The 13,953-nt window shown below is 42.0% G+C and carries 15 protein-coding genes; 13 read left to right on the forward strand and 2 right to left on the reverse strand.

The features are described 5' to 3' along the window. Positions 1-109 precede the first annotated feature (109 nt). The 12 genes from ABZD21_RS15305 (at position 110) to ABZD21_RS15360 (ending at position 11,194) form a co-directional block, all read left to right on the forward strand. Positions 110-676: an SDR family NAD(P)-dependent oxidoreductase gene (locus ABZD21_RS15305; RefSeq protein ID WP_372775983.1), complete on the forward strand. Its 567-nt coding sequence runs from the start codon at positions 110-112 to the stop codon at positions 674-676. A gap of 189 nt (positions 677-865) precedes the next feature. Then, on the forward strand, positions 866-1,819 hold the full coding sequence (locus ABZD21_RS15310; RefSeq protein ID WP_372775948.1) for an SDR family oxidoreductase: 954 nt from the start codon (positions 866-868) through the stop codon (positions 1,817-1,819). A 47-nt stretch (positions 1,820-1,866) separates the two neighbouring features. Beyond that, positions 1,867-2,463, forward strand: coding sequence for a hypothetical protein (locus ABZD21_RS15315; protein ID WP_372775949.1), 597 nt, complete (start codon positions 1,867-1,869; stop codon positions 2,461-2,463). A 102-nt stretch (positions 2,464-2,565) separates the two neighbouring features. After that, positions 2,566-3,078 (forward strand): hypothetical protein, encoded by a 513-nt coding sequence (locus ABZD21_RS15320; protein WP_372775950.1) that lies wholly within the window; start codon positions 2,566-2,568, stop codon positions 3,076-3,078. Between the two features lie 64 nt (positions 3,079-3,142). Beyond that, positions 3,143-4,066, forward strand: a complete 924-nt coding sequence (locus tag ABZD21_RS15325) for a helix-turn-helix domain-containing protein (protein WP_372775951.1) — start codon at positions 3,143-3,145, stop codon at positions 4,064-4,066. A gap of 322 nt (positions 4,067-4,388) precedes the next feature. Further along, complete coding sequence (locus ABZD21_RS15330) at positions 4,389-5,771, forward strand: ADP-ribosylglycohydrolase family protein (protein WP_372775952.1); 1,383 nt, start codon at positions 4,389-4,391, stop codon at positions 5,769-5,771. A gap of 161 nt (positions 5,772-5,932) precedes the next feature. Then, a complete protein-coding gene (locus tag ABZD21_RS15335) occupies positions 5,933-6,073 on the forward strand; it encodes a hypothetical protein (RefSeq protein ID WP_372775953.1) in 141 nt (46 codons plus the stop codon). A gap of 431 nt (positions 6,074-6,504) precedes the next feature. Continuing rightward, the gene (locus tag ABZD21_RS15340; RefSeq protein WP_372775954.1) at positions 6,505-6,840 is read left to right on the forward strand and encodes a hypothetical protein; all 336 of its coding nucleotides are present in this window, start codon (positions 6,505-6,507) and stop codon (positions 6,838-6,840) included. A gap of 283 nt (positions 6,841-7,123) precedes the next feature. Continuing rightward, on the forward strand, positions 7,124-7,978 hold the full coding sequence (locus tag ABZD21_RS15345) for an AraC family transcriptional regulator (protein ID WP_372775955.1): 855 nt from the start codon (positions 7,124-7,126) through the stop codon (positions 7,976-7,978). Positions 7,979-8,081: 103 nt separating this feature from the next. Next, positions 8,082-9,029, forward strand: coding sequence for a DUF4437 domain-containing protein (locus tag ABZD21_RS15350; protein ID WP_372775956.1), 948 nt, complete (start codon positions 8,082-8,084; stop codon positions 9,027-9,029). Between the two features lie 45 nt (positions 9,030-9,074). Then, complete coding sequence (locus ABZD21_RS15355; protein WP_372775957.1) at positions 9,075-10,061, forward strand: zinc-dependent alcohol dehydrogenase family protein; 987 nt, start codon at positions 9,075-9,077, stop codon at positions 10,059-10,061. 260 nt (positions 10,062-10,321) lie between these two features. Beyond that, a complete protein-coding gene (locus tag ABZD21_RS15360) occupies positions 10,322-11,194 on the forward strand; it encodes a radical SAM protein (protein ID WP_372775958.1) in 873 nt (290 codons plus the stop codon). A 344-nt stretch (positions 11,195-11,538) separates the two neighbouring features. On the opposite strand, the gene ABZD21_RS15365 is transcribed toward ABZD21_RS15360, so the two are convergent. Next, complete coding sequence (locus tag ABZD21_RS15365; RefSeq protein WP_372775959.1) at positions 11,539-12,216, reverse strand: right-handed parallel beta-helix repeat-containing protein; 678 nt, start codon at positions 12,214-12,216, stop codon at positions 11,539-11,541. Further along, on the reverse strand, positions 12,217-12,738 hold the full coding sequence (locus ABZD21_RS15370) for a glycosyl hydrolase family 28-related protein (protein WP_372775960.1): 522 nt from the start codon (positions 12,736-12,738) through the stop codon (positions 12,217-12,219). Positions 12,739-13,241: 503 nt separating this feature from the next. Here ABZD21_RS15370 and ABZD21_RS15375 point away from each other — a divergent pair. After that, positions 13,242-13,703: a hypothetical protein gene (locus ABZD21_RS15375; RefSeq protein ID WP_372775961.1), complete on the forward strand. Its 462-nt coding sequence runs from the start codon at positions 13,242-13,244 to the stop codon at positions 13,701-13,703. The last annotated feature ends 250 nt before the right edge of the window (positions 13,704-13,953 follow it).

Below are 13,953 nucleotides of genomic sequence, written 5' to 3' on the forward strand. Positions count from 1 at the left end.
GAGTAACCAGCCTGAACCGGAATGGCACAAAACAAACCGAAAAATATCCGCTTTTTAGCTACCCAGTGGCACAGTTTGAACCGAAATCACTGGCACAAACCACTCCGAAATCGGTGGCACAAAACGAACCAGAATAGCCAAGCAGTTTGATGTCAATTTGTTTGGGTTGGCAGAAGCGACAAAAGCGGTATTGCCAACCATGCGCAAGCAAGGAAGCGGAACGATTGTCAATGTATCGTCCATTGGCGGAAAAGTGTATGGGCCACTTGGGGCCTGGTATCATGCAACCAAACACGCGCTTGAAGGATGGAGCGATTGTCTCCGCCTGGAAGTCAGTCAATTCGGGATAAATGTCGTTGTAATTCAACCCGGAGTTATCAATACCGGTTTTGCCGAGGCAATGGATCAAAAGCTAACCGACGATAGCAGCGGCCCTTACAAAGAGTTGAAGCAAATTATTGCCAACATGATGAAAAATACAACCAAGCCGGGAAAGTACAGCGAACCTTCGGTAATAGCCCATACCATTTCTAAAGCCATCCGTTCTAAAAAACCGAAGACACGGTATGCAGCCGGCAAAATGGCAAAACAGACACTACTGGCCCGAAAACTTTTGAGCGATAAATCGTTTGATAAGATGTTTCTGATGATGTTACAAAATTATGGGAAACAGTAATAAAACAAATAGGCTATCCGCAACTTACCATTTACAAACAGGTATATAGCACTATAACGGCAGAAAGTCGACTTCTACCAAAATGGATACTTCATCTACCAAAAAGTTTAACTAACACTCACTGTTTCTGTTGTTTATTTGTATCGTAAAAGTTTCAACAGAAAAGCAACAATTTAAAAATAGAGAATTATGAATACAAAAAATCAATTCGGAAAAAAAGGATGGACCCCGGAGATCATGAAATCTCAAAAGGGTAAAACATTCCTTATTACAGGCACAACGAGTGGAACAGGGTACGAAGCTGCAAAGATCCTTTTATCGAAAGGAGCTAAAGTGGTGATGCTAAACCGTAATCCTAAAAAATCTGAGGATGTTGTTGCAGCCTATAAAAAAGAGTTGGGCAATAAGGTCGACGTTTCCTTTATAACCGTTGACTTAGGAAAACAGGCTTCTGTAGAGAAAGCTGCTGAAGAAGTCCTAAAAACCGTTTCGCGCATCGATGCACTCATGTGTAACGGAGCTATCGCACAAGTGCCAAAACGTGTAACAACCGCAGAGGGCTGGGAAAGCCAAATGGGTGTAAATTTCTTTGGGCATTTTACACTGCAAGCTTTGCTATTTCCATTGATTGAAAAATCGAAAGGACGCATTGTAACAGTAGGCAGCATGGGCTACAACATGGGGCTCAAAACCATCAAATTTGACGACCTGAACTGGGAAAAAGATTATACAGCAAATGATGCTTATAGTCAAAGTAAACTGGCCCAGATTATGACTATTTATGAGTTGCAGGATAGATTGGCAGCAGCCGGAAAAACGGATGTGAAAGCCTATGCCTGCCATCCGGGTTCTTCCAGAACATCCCTAATATCAACAAGTGGAAGTTTTATGATGAAGGTTATTTTTGGTCTGATGAAGTTGTCTCCATTGACCCAACCTGCTGAAAATGGCGCCTATCCTGAATTAATGTGCGCTACAGAGGAAAACTTAGACCAGACAGCTTTTTATGGACCCACAGGACGTAGCAATTGGGTTGGCCCGGTTGGTGCACACCATATTGAGCCACACGCGAAAGATAAAGCGGTAGCCAAAAAATTGTGGGATTTAGCAGAAAAAGAAACGGGTGTAAAGTGGAATATCTAAAGTTACGATCATCAAAAAAAACACAGATAGATAACAAAATGAACGGAATGAAACACATCAGCCTAATCGTATTTCTGCTAACTACTTTTAGCGCATTTTCGCAAGGCAGAAACTGGACAATTGAAACCGCGAAGGACGGTAAAACCACCGTGAAGTACGAACTGGTAAAAGAGAAGCAAGGGACCCATTTTTATTACATCGCCCAAACCACTACCAATGCATCTTTAACTGAATTAGATGCTTATTTTTCGAGCTCAGCCAATCATAAACGCTTTTTGGAAGCCACACCTCAAAGCGAGGAAGTTAAAAAGCTATCGGACGACGAATGGATCACCTACTATTATTTTAATGCACCATGGCCAATGGCCGACAGTGATGTTGTGGCAAAAATTAATCGTACAAAGAAGGATAACAAGCTTGTTTTTACTGCCAACGCGATATCGAACGATTATAAAAAAACGGATCTGGACAGAGTGACAAGCTATAAATTCATGTATGAATTTGAAAAAGTTAGCGACGAAACAACAAAAATTACGATTACGGCAGATTACATACCGGTGGGGTCTGTTCCTAATTTTTTAATTAAAGCCTGGTTCCCTCAAGGTCCTGCAAATATTGTTACCAAATTAGGCTCAATGGAATGATGAGATTGGGGGCAAAAGATCGTTACTTGAAGGGTATCAGCCCCATTCATTCCTGGAAATAGCAATCACAGAAGAATACAAAAATATCTAAAACACAAAGCAATGGACATACTAAAAACAGCGCAAGATTGGGCGAAAGCCGAACTTTTTTCAACCACGTTCTTTATCCTCTTCGGAATCGGTTTTGTGGCGGTAAGCATAGGTTTCTGGCAGTTAGGAAAAACAGACATGGCAAAGGCATACATCATCCCCACTCTGGTAGCCGGTGCTTTACTTCTGACCATCGGGCTTGGATTATTTTTCACCAACCTGTCGCGAATTTCACAATTTGAAGAAGCGTACAACGCTGATGCCCCGGCTTTTGTAGAATCGGAACTTGCACGGGCCGAAAGTACTTTAAAAGAATATAGAAACGTCGTTTTCACAGCCATCCCTTTAATTATTGCCGCCTGTGCTCTGGTTATTATATTCATGAATACACCGATTTGGCGCGCAAGTATGATTACAACTATTGCCATGCTGGTGTTTATTCTGTTGATTGACGGTACTGCCTCTGCCCGAATAGACAATTACAATAAAGAGTTGATTGAAGCTGAGAAACAAGTAAGAGAGTAACCCAATTGTTGAGGCTAATAACCAGGAGTATGGCTATTGCGTTCAATATCATAAATTTGCATTGATGGAGACTATAAATTTCAAAACCATAACAGAATTCAACCAGGCTCAGAATTTACCTGAACCGGAGAATCCACTCTTTAGTATCGGACATAAAAAGTTAAATGCTGATGAAGTTCAAGATTGTATCTCTTCAAAGGAAGAAGTTAGCTACACCAACCAATTTTACCTCATTAGTTTGAAGAACATTGTTTCGGGCGAAATCATTTATGGCCGCACAAAGTACGACTGCAGCACCGGAACCTTGTTGTTTTCTGCACCCACCCAGACCTATATCGTCAAAGATATCGTGATAAGCTCAGAGTCCTGGTTTATAGCTTTTCACGAAGATTTTATTCAGGGCCTGGATATTCGGAAACTGATCAAAAACTCTAATTTCTTCAATTACAACGTCAACGAAGCTCTACACCTTTCTCCAAAAGAAGAGCAAACCATAAAAACGATTTTCCGAAATATAGAAACAGAGTACCAGAACAATCAGGATGAGTTTAGCAAAGAAATTATCATTTCCCATCTGGAAACGCTTTTAAAATATTCAGACCGCTTTTACAAGCGTCAGTTCCTGAACCGGAAAGAAATCAACAAGAGTTTGATGACCAGATTTAGAGAGGTTTTGGATGCTTATTTTGAAAGTGAACAGCAAATGCGAAAGGGAATCCCAACGGTGGAATGGTTGGCCGGGCAGTTAGGCGTGAGTCATCGGTATATGAGCGACACCATTAAGGCTGAAACAGGAAAAACAGCTGTCGACCAAATTAATTTGTATTTGATTGAAGAAGCAAAGAATTTGTTGCTTGCACCGAATGCTTCAATCACCGAAACAGCCTACAGACTTGGGTTTGAGTATCCGCAATATTTCTCTCGGCTATTTAAAAAGAAAACAGGGATTAGTCCGAAAGAATATATTGAAAACGCATCAATGAATTAATTCCCGCCCCCTTCTCATAAGCATCCCGATCATTCGCAAAAATTTTTTCCGGCGAATGATCGGGATGCGGCTATGTTGACACACATGGTTCAAATTATTAGTTGAATTGCAACTGAGTCTGTAGCATAACTTATCGATAAATACACTTATTTTTTGTAGCGTAATTGGAAGATTGGTTTAGTTTTGTATAGACGAAGCCGGAGGTCGGGAGTTTCTGTCACCTAAAGTTCTGTGAAGGGCTTGGGATGATACTCACAGATGCCCTTCTGACGAATTTTCCGGCAGCCGCAAACGATACTAACAAGGTGTAAATGATTGATCAATGATTAAATTAGAAAAACTTCAGGAACACATTCAGTCTTTAAAAAAAGATGACTGGAATAAACTTTTTGTTTTATTGCCAGAGATTGAGTCAACGAAAAAGTTTGGAGAATTAAAAGGATGCGAGAGACAAGAAGACGGCTCCTATACTTTTCCATATTGGTACACCTATGAAATAGTTGATCGGGTACATCATATCATTCATGAGTTAAAACTGATTCCTGTTTTTGATTGGTCAAGTTGGGAAGAAGGACAATCCATTCTCGAGAATCAAAACTTTGACTACGCAACTCTTGATTCAATTACCTTGTGTAAGCTTCTGACAACAATCGTTAGAGCAGACAGATTCAATGATGGATTTTTAGTTTCGAATTTTGAAAATGGCGCTGTTCCCGGAATCATCAAAGCGTTAAAACTGAACGAAACCAACAAAAACGCCCCCGTTTTAAATCAAATAAAATCGGTGCTTTTTGGAGTTGCAGTTGCCGACGCCCTGGGGGTACCTGTTGAGTTCAGAAGCAGACAAACAATTCGTAATAATCCGGTAACCAATATGGTTGGTTACGGAACATATAATCTGCCGGCAGGAACTTGGTCTGACGACAGCTCACTAACATTTTGCCTTGCCGAAGCACTAACCCAAGACTTTGATTTAAAGCTGATAGGACAATATTTTGTGAAGTGGGTTGACGAAAATTATTGGACACCAAGAGGAAATGTATTTGATATTGGAATGGCGACAAAACAAGCCATTTCACGAATTGCAACGGGAGTAAAACCAGAATTGGCCGGCGGTTCTGATGCATCGTCTAACGGAAATGGTTCATTGATGCGGATTTTACCTCTTTTGTTTTACCTCCAGGATAGGCCAATCAATGAACGCTTCGAAATCACGAAACAGGTTTCATCAATTACTCACGGACACATTCGTTCTGTAATCGCTTGTTTCTATTATCTTGAGTTTGCCCGACTACTTGTTTCAGGTAAAGATAAGTTTAGTGCTTACACAGATTTGCAAACCGAAATCACAAGCTTCTTAACAAGCCGTTCGGTCAGTCCAACAGAAATTGCAGTATTTGACAGGCTTCTAAAAGATGAGATTTACAAATTGACCGAAGACAAAATTAAAAGTAGCGGTTATGTGTTGCATACGCTTGAAGCAAGTATTTGGTGCTTATTGACGACGGACAGTTACAAAGAGGCAGTTTTGAAAGCCGTTAATTTAGGGGAGGACACAGACACAACAGGAGCAGTAACAGGTGGACTGGCAGCTTTGCTTTACGGACTTAATAGCATACCTAAAAATTGGATCAAGCAAATAGCACGAAAAGATGACATTGAAAATTTGGCTGAACGACTTGCGAACAAAATTGCATCCCGCTAACCAGATAGTTCAAATAAATTTGGCATAAAATGGAGAATAATCAACCTTTATTGCCATTGTAAAGAGCCTTTAAAAGTGGGACACTATAAAATTGGAGGAGCATTGCCACTAATTATTCAGGTTTGTTTCCATCGATTGGTTGCCTGGGAATTGGGGGATTAATGAGTTTTGACATTGGGATTTTTTTTACCTCAGGCAGCGGAGACATGATCGCACTTTTTATGTTGCGTAAATTTGACAACAACAGCTATGTGTCGGGCCATCCGGCGAAAATGGGATTTGTGCGGGAAGTTGAGGCGTAGATGAAACAATCCGAGATTCGGGATTAGCCATGCTGGCAGCGATAAAGCAATTGTACCATCGTTACTTAAATAAAGATTTAACCAATGAGAAAATTCCGTTTCGCAACCACAGTTTCAGCTGCCACCCGGAGATCGTTTGATGGGGCGTTGATTTAAACTTTAATCTGAGCAAATTTTTGAAGAACGCGGGGGGATTGAACTTCAACAGCCTTTTTCTCGGGGTGGAAGTTCGCCGAACTAAAAGCACCCCCTGTTTCATGATTTTTTGTGCGTCCTGAATTTCGCTTTTGCGGCTATCTTCGTGTGTGTGCAACTAAGTATGCGGTAGTCGTCGCATGCTTTTTTCGAATTACAATTTTATTAATCCGTGTAAAAGATACCGACTGTTCCTGAAAAGGCAAATCGTATTTTTTGCAGAAAAAAAGAACCGAATGAGAATCGTAAAAAGTTTAGTACTGGGCCTTCTTTTAATGGCATCGGTGAGTGTATTCGCGCAAGATTTGAATCCGAAACAAAAGGAAAAAGTAACCGCTGAGGTTGAACAGATGAGCCAAGTGATGGAGCTCTCGAAAAGCGAAAAAGCGAAAGTGCTTGAAATTAAAATGGAACAGGCAGTTGAAGGAAACAAGATTCAGAAAACAACTGAAAAAGGATCGGCTGAAAGAAAAGAGGCTTATCAGGCTCTAGGTAAAAAGTATAACCTGAAGCTAAAAGAAGCGGTATCGAAAGAACAATGGAAAAAATGGCTTAGTCGTCCTAAGAACTAGGCTCATGCTGCCGACTGCGATTGGTGAATCGGCTTTTTTCACCAATCAGAGCCTCACCCAAACAAAGGACATCCGCGCTGAGCTCCTTTGTTTGGGTTGATTGCTTTTGCCCATGCACTGTTGGTAGCCTGCATTGCCAACGGAATGGTGTTCGGCCTGAAGAACATCGGCCGGAAAATGCTATATTTGAACCACCCGTCTATAGTAATCCGTATCGTTGGTAGGTAACGAGATTCATCGTCGGGAGACGTTTCGGTTAGCCATAAACAAGTCAAAACAGCCAATGCCACGAACTATTTTTGAGAATATCGTCATTCAACATTACGCGAAATCAAGTTCATTTGAATATTGCCAGTACACAACCATTCGTTTTTTTGAGATTTTACTTATTGAAGAAGGGAGTGGCTCATTGACGATCAATGGCCATCGTGTTCCCTATGCCGGCAATCAGCTGTTTATCTTCGTCCCCAATGATATGTACACCTTTTATGTTGATACGCCAACGAGCCTGTCAACCATAAAATTTCTCAATAATTTATTTATTCAGCCTACAGTCGGTAGCGATCGCGCGGAAGTAAATGAATGGTTCAAAAAGATCGAAATCATTTTACACAGCACAGCACGAACGTCGAATATAGAATTTCGTTCGCCAACCGAACAAAACACCCTGCTGTCGTTATTTAATGTGATTTGCAAGGAATACAACGACAGTGATTTACAGAGTGAGCTGATTATAAAAAACACCCTGCACTCCATTTTGCATATTATTGCCCGAAATGCCGGGCACAGCTCGTCAGTAGAGGCTTCGTCACAAATTCAGGAAATGGTGAATTACATTCACTATCATATTTACGATGCTGAGCGGATCTCGAATAAAACAATTGCCGGCGAATTTCATATTGCCGAAAACTACATTGGGCAATATTTTAAAAAACAGATGGGAATCAGCCTAAAAAAGTACATTCTGAGCCATAAAGTAAAACTTGCTGAAACCCGGCTGAAATATACCGACTTAACCCTTTCCGAGATTGCCGCCGAATTGGGCTTTACCGATAGCAGTCATTTGGATAAAACCTTTGTTTCCTACAAAGGAATCGCTGCCGGAGCCTATCGTGCCCAACAAAAACGAGTGCAGTAAAGGCACAAACTTCATTTTTTACTAAAACCACTTCTTTTTTTACCGGACTTGTCGCAAGGGCTGCCGTAACTTTGCATCGTAAATTTATAAACAGTCTATTACGATGGAAATAACAGCTCTAAAAACAGTTGAAGCCAAAGTCAAAAACACACCGGCAAAAATAAGCAGAATAAGCGCCTTCTTATTCCTGTCAGTCATTAGTTTACTTGTTGCCTGCACCGGTTCGCACTCAAAAACCGGCAACCCGAACGATGCATCAGATTCTGAAGCTACTTACGAAGTTGTTTCGAATTCCGAAGTCGAATGGAGTTTTCTGAACCCAAAACGAGGCGACAAAGCACCGATGGCCGGAACACTTTGGGGTGATCGGAATGGTACGGAACCAACCGGATTTTTGCTGAAACCTTCCGATGGTTTCTCATCACCACCTCATATCCACAACGTCTCGTATCGTGGAGTTGTGATTCGCGGATTGATTCACAATGACGATCCTACGGCCGCGAATATGTGGATGCCGACCGGTTCATTCTGGACTCAGCCCAAAGGCGAAGTGCACATTACAGCTGCCAAAGGGACCAATAGCCTGGCGTATATCGAGATTGAAGAAGGACCCTATTTGGTGCTTCCTGAAGAGGAGGCTTTTGATAATGGAGAGCGACCATTGAATCTCGAACAGTCGAATATTGTGTGGGTTGGTGCATCAGATATTACCTGGGTCGACCAGGCTGCTACAACTACCGGAGCCGATGCGCCAAAGGTGGCCTTTCTTTGGGGAAGCCAGGAAGATAGCGAGTTGCGTGGAAATCTGATTAAACTTCCGGCCGGATTCGCCGGAGCAATTCAAAGCAATGGTTCAAGTTTTCGCGCGGTGGTCATTCAGGGGCAAGCGAAACATCAAATACCGGGTAGCGAAGATTCAAAGTCGTTGGATCCCGGAAGCTACTTTGCTTCTCAAGGAGCGGGCACGCATTTGCTGGTCGGCAATACAGCAGAGGAAACGGTTATTTATGTACGTACAAACGGTTCGTTCTCGATTCATTCGAATCAATAATAACCAAGGATAGTAAAGTTCAAAAATCCATAAAGAAAGATACAGATGAAAGCAATGATTTTAAATAAATATGGCGCCGATGCCGTATTCGAAAGCGCTGAGCTTGAAAAGCCCCAATTGAAGCGGGGACATGTTTTGGTGAAGATTGCCGCTTCGAGCGTAAACACAATCGATACCATGATCCGAAACATGGGGAAAGACTTACCCTTGTCGCCACAAACACCGGCTCTACTTGGGATGGATTTCGCGGGAACTGTTGAGGCGGTGGGCGAAGGAGCAGAGGGATATGCTGTAGGAGACGAAGTTTATGGCTGCGCCGGAGGACTGGCTGAGTTGCCCGGTACTTTGGCCGACTACATTGTTGCCGACAGCAAACTGATTGCACTCAAACCCGCGAACCTGTCGATGAAAGAAGCGGCTGCGCTACCGTTGGTTGCAATTACCGCTTTTGAAGGTTTAACACGAGCAGGCGTCCAAAAGGGTCAGAAAGTGTTGGTGCATGGTGGTTCCGGAGGTGTTGGCCATGTTGTCATTCAGCTGGCGAAATATTTTGGAGCCGAAGTGTATGCCACCGATAGCGGGGAAAAGCGAATGACATTAATCGGGAATCTAGGAGCCACGGCCATTGACTATAAAACTGAAACGGTTGAGAATTATGTCGCAAAGTATACCAACGGAGCCGGTTTTGATGTGGTGTTCGATACCGTTGGAGGACCCAACCTGATCAATTCGTTTAATGCGGTGGCGTTAAACGGTCAGATTTCAACAACCGTGTCACTGTGCGAGCTCGATTTAACGATGGCTCATTTCAAGGGAGCTACGTTAAACGTTGTGTTTATGTTGATTCCGATGTTGCATAATTTTAAGCGCGAACTACATGGTGAGATCCTGAAAAATCTGGCTCAAATAATTGAGTCGGGTAATTTGAAACCTGTACTCGACGAAGAACATTTTTCGCTTGACGAAATTGGGAAAGCATACGCTCGTTTGGAAAGCGGACAGGCCATCGGAAAAGTGGTGGTTGAGAACTAGTACGCCAAACAATTTATCCTGAATAGATGAAAGGCGTTTTGGGGGATGCTTGCTTTCATCTGGTTCCTGTAATCCGGGAGTGCTTTTTGTTTAAAGTACTCCCGTTCTTTTCAATAACCGATAGGCAACCAAAACTTCGCGGTAATCCGGCACAAAAGAGTAACGTCGATTTTTACTAAAACTACCTCATTTTTTACATCAATCAAACGTGTTGTTCAGGCTAATTTTGCACTGTTCATTTACAAAAGAAAAAAGTTAAAATGGAATACGAAGGAAAAATATACCGCCCGTGGCCGGAAGCTAACAGCTTGCTGATTCAGACCACAATCGGATGTTCGCATAACAAATGTACATTCTGCGACATGTTTCGCGAAAAGAAATTTAGAGCCAGGAAACTGGATGATATTTTTAAGGACATAGAAGAAGCCGCAAAGCTTTATCCGCATGCTGTTGAGTTCTTTTTGATTGATGGGAATGTGATGGTGATGAAAACCGATTTTATTGTCAGCATTCTTACAAAAATAAAAGAGCTATTCCCGGATACCCGGAAAATTTCGCTGTACAGCCAGTACAACGATTTCAGGCGTAAATCGATTGAAGATCTAAAGCTTATAAAAGCAGCCGGTTTAACCATGGCCTACGTGGGCTTGGAGTCGGGCGACGCCCAGCTATTGAACGATGTAAAAAAAGCAATGACACCCGAGCAGGCCATTGAGGGGGCAGCAAAGGCAAAAGAAGCGGGAATTAAGGTCTTGGCTTCAATAATATTCGGATTGGGTGGAAAAGAACGCTCGATGGAGCATGCTATAGAAACCACAAAGTTATTGAATATACTTCAGCCCGAAGAGCTGGCGCCAATGGCCTTAGCGATACAGCCGGAAACTGAACTGGAAGCGCAAGTAAACAATGGCGAGTTTATCCAGGCTACTCCGTTGCAGATTTTGGAAGAGGAAAAGTACCTGTTGGAGAATATGAATTTCGAAACCTTCTATTGGGGAGATCATGGCAACAACATAGTATCGTTGAAAGGTAAATTTCCGGATCGGAAGGAGCAATTTTTGGTGCACGTTAATCACGCTATAAACACCCATCCGGTAGTGACTGAAAAGGTGCTGCATACTTTTTCGTGGTAATACGAATAAATAAATCAACGATGTCAGCGGGTGGCTAACATATCTGTTGTCAGACAACGATTCAGTAAACGAGTCCATCCTGTTTCGGGATGGCTCCGCACTCGAATATGTCTGCAATTGAATATTAACCTGCCGTTCAGTTTCCCCTTGGCGTCGATCGAGGGTTTTTGGGTTCCCGCTCCGCAACTTACCTTCCGAAGGGGAGATTCTTTCAGAATGCCTATGGATTCATGGTCTTAGCTGGTCTTTAGTTTTATTTACAGTCTGAGAGCTGACGATTGTGGAAACAGAATTTAAAAGCACAAATGTCCTTCAACCCAAGTTATAAATTTTGAGTGTCGAGCTTATTCAAGAAGCCTGAATCCGCCTTCAAACTCTTCAATTTTAGGTTGAACGTAGGTATTCTGATTAATAATGGAATTTTCGTTTCCTCCACGGTCGCTTATTCCTTCTTTGCTCGAGCTGTGATACATTGCGTTTTGCGAGATAATGCAGCCATTCAGGTTTTTCACAATGATGCCATAATAGGGAAACGGATAGTCGAATTTACCTTCTTTTCGGTTAAACCATCCCCAAAGTGAGTTTCCGGTAACGCTAACACCGTTACAGTTTTCAATCCATAGCTGACTGCACAGGTCGCCTTGTTTTTGTGCGCCATTGCTTCGAATGGTGTTTCCGGTAACCGAGTGAGCCGTTCCGTTGGCAAGCTTAATTCCGGGGCCAAAATTGTGATCGATCGAACAGCCCGTAATTTGCATCGAGTTGGATCCATTCAAAAGTATTCCGCCTTCTTTGTTCCATTCAATCCGGTTGGCCGTAACCATTACCGATGCTGTTCCAAAAAACTTAAGGTCTTTTATTTCGGCTTCAGTCATTCCGTCGCGAGGCACACCACTTGCAAACAACCCGGCTCCTTTATTGGCGGTTAACTGGCAATCGATAATCCAACCATCGTAGCCGCCGGTCAGGTCGACACCATGTTCGCCATTGAACATGATCAGACAACGGCGCACCGAAAACACCTAGGAGCGTTCCAGACGGATTCCTGAGCCGGTAAAGTGCTGAATTCGACAGTCTTCAATACAGTTGTATTGTTCGCAACCCGAATGACGGGCATAAATACCATGCATGCGTTGGCCGAGGTTTTTACCATCGATTGTGAGTCCCAGAATGCGGACGCCCCGGTTGTTCCCCAGGTCGAGCAATGCTCGGTCATCGCCCGAAAGTGCGGTTAATATTGTTTTGCCTTCAAAATCCGGGTCGGCATTGTCTTTATTTGCGTAGGCCCAGGCCGAATAGCCCAGCAAGGTAATATGGCTTGGTACTTTTACCGGATGAATGCAATAATTGCCATGGGGAAAATAGATGGTTCCTTCCGATTCAGTCGCGGCTTCCATTGCCTTTTGCAAAGCTGCTGTGTCGTCGGTTTGTCCATCGCCTTTTGCGCCAAACGATTTAATGTTTAGAAATGGAACTTCCTGGGCCGTGGCGTTAAAAAGTGTCGTGAAGAACAGCGTTGCGGTTAGAAGAAGGAGCTTAGTCATATTCGTTGTTTTGGTGAACGTTAAAATTAGTGTTTTTGCCTGTTCATCACAAACAGAACTGGCCTAAAACAACAGAATAAAATGAAAATAATTGCTACTGGCCGGTGAATTTATTTTGTACGGTTTCGTAAAACGACGACTGATAAAATCGGAATACGTTTAGGAATATCCATTGCCTGTGAAGCGTACTTTTGTCATTTAACGGTGGCTGATCGTAGTTTAACAAATGTTGAAAACTAGATGAATGTTTTTGTAAAATAAATTACGTATATCAGTAATTTAGTGAATAAAACAATGAACAGTAAGCTAGCATCAAACCCCTTGAATCCACGTTGTAATTTTGCAACTGAAAACAATTTAAATACGGGTGTTGAACTCAGGAAAGTCTGGTAAAACATGGATTCTTATGTGGGAGGATGTAGGCGAGAAAATGATATTGTAGGTATATACACGTACGCTGGGCGCAAGCAGAGAAACTCACTAACCTTTAAATTACAGATGGTATGTCGGATTTGAAACAACTAGATTTTTACAAAAACATAAAGAATAGTTTATTACTGAGATTATGCATTACTGTTGGTATTACATTGTTTTGGACGATAAAAACACTGATTGCAGACTCATATTATGACGACGAATCATTTTTGCTTGTGTTTCTAATATTCGCAAATATTACCGTTGCAATTTCTTTTATCGTGACTTTTAGATTTGCAAATAAGCGAAAGGATACATATTGCAATGGGGATGTTAAAACAAGACTTGGGAATTTTCTACAAGCTACAATGTATAGGTATTCAGCAATGGAGATAAGCCCTGTTTTATTTATGGTCGGATTTGTAATGTTTGGGAAAATATATTTTGTGATTGAGGCAATTGGATTTTATTCATTATTTATTTTGTATTTCCCTACAGCTAAAAGATTAACTAAGTATTTAAAACTTGAAAATAACAACCAAAGCTATTAATTCAGTATTGTAGGTTAGCGAATTTGTTGGTGAGTTGATTCCATTTAACGTGAAGGGCCATTGAAGCCAGGCAAAGGGCATAGTTTTTAACGGTGCTCTCACTTTTGCCTAAAAGTGCCATACGCCGTTGCAGTTTTTCATAAACTTTCATAAATTCAGCAATTGAAAAACAAGCCTGCTGAATTAAATTGGCGCTTTTGTCATGATCAGCAAATTTTATTGATGTACACTAAAGGTGGCGGAGCCTGAG

Source organism: Mangrovibacterium sp. (assembly GCF_041596335.1).
Classification (GTDB): domain Bacteria; phylum Bacteroidota; class Bacteroidia; order Bacteroidales; family Prolixibacteraceae; genus Mangrovibacterium.

Bases quoted from the DNA above. Each gene is read 5' to 3' on its own strand.
- ABZD21_RS15360 (WP_372775958.1), top strand. From the start codon at position 10,322: ATGGAATACGAAGGAAAAATATACCGCCCGTGGCCGGAAGCTAACAGC.
- ABZD21_RS15370 (WP_372775960.1), bottom strand. From the start codon at position 12,738: ATGACTAAGCTCCTTCTTCTAACCGCAACGCTGTTCTTCACGACACTT.
- ABZD21_RS15375 (WP_372775961.1), top strand. From the start codon at position 13,242: ATGTCGGATTTGAAACAACTAGATTTTTACAAAAACATAAAGAATAGT.
- ABZD21_RS15310 (WP_372775948.1), top strand. From the start codon at position 866: ATGAATACAAAAAATCAATTCGGAAAAAAAGGATGGACCCCGGAGATC.
- ABZD21_RS15320 (WP_372775950.1), top strand. From the start codon at position 2,566: ATGGACATACTAAAAACAGCGCAAGATTGGGCGAAAGCCGAACTTTTT.
- ABZD21_RS15355 (WP_372775957.1), top strand. From the start codon at position 9,075: ATGAAAGCAATGATTTTAAATAAATATGGCGCCGATGCCGTATTCGAA.
- ABZD21_RS15330 (WP_372775952.1), top strand. From the start codon at position 4,389: ATGATTAAATTAGAAAAACTTCAGGAACACATTCAGTCTTTAAAAAAA.
- ABZD21_RS15345 (WP_372775955.1), top strand. From the start codon at position 7,124: ATGCCACGAACTATTTTTGAGAATATCGTCATTCAACATTACGCGAAA.
- ABZD21_RS15350 (WP_372775956.1), top strand. From the start codon at position 8,082: ATGGAAATAACAGCTCTAAAAACAGTTGAAGCCAAAGTCAAAAACACA.
- ABZD21_RS15335 (WP_372775953.1), top strand. From the start codon at position 5,933: ATGAGTTTTGACATTGGGATTTTTTTTACCTCAGGCAGCGGAGACATG.
- ABZD21_RS15325 (WP_372775951.1), top strand. From the start codon at position 3,143: ATGGAGACTATAAATTTCAAAACCATAACAGAATTCAACCAGGCTCAG.
- ABZD21_RS15340 (WP_372775954.1), top strand. From the start codon at position 6,505: ATGAGAATCGTAAAAAGTTTAGTACTGGGCCTTCTTTTAATGGCATCG.
- ABZD21_RS15315 (WP_372775949.1), top strand. From the start codon at position 1,867: ATGAAACACATCAGCCTAATCGTATTTCTGCTAACTACTTTTAGCGCA.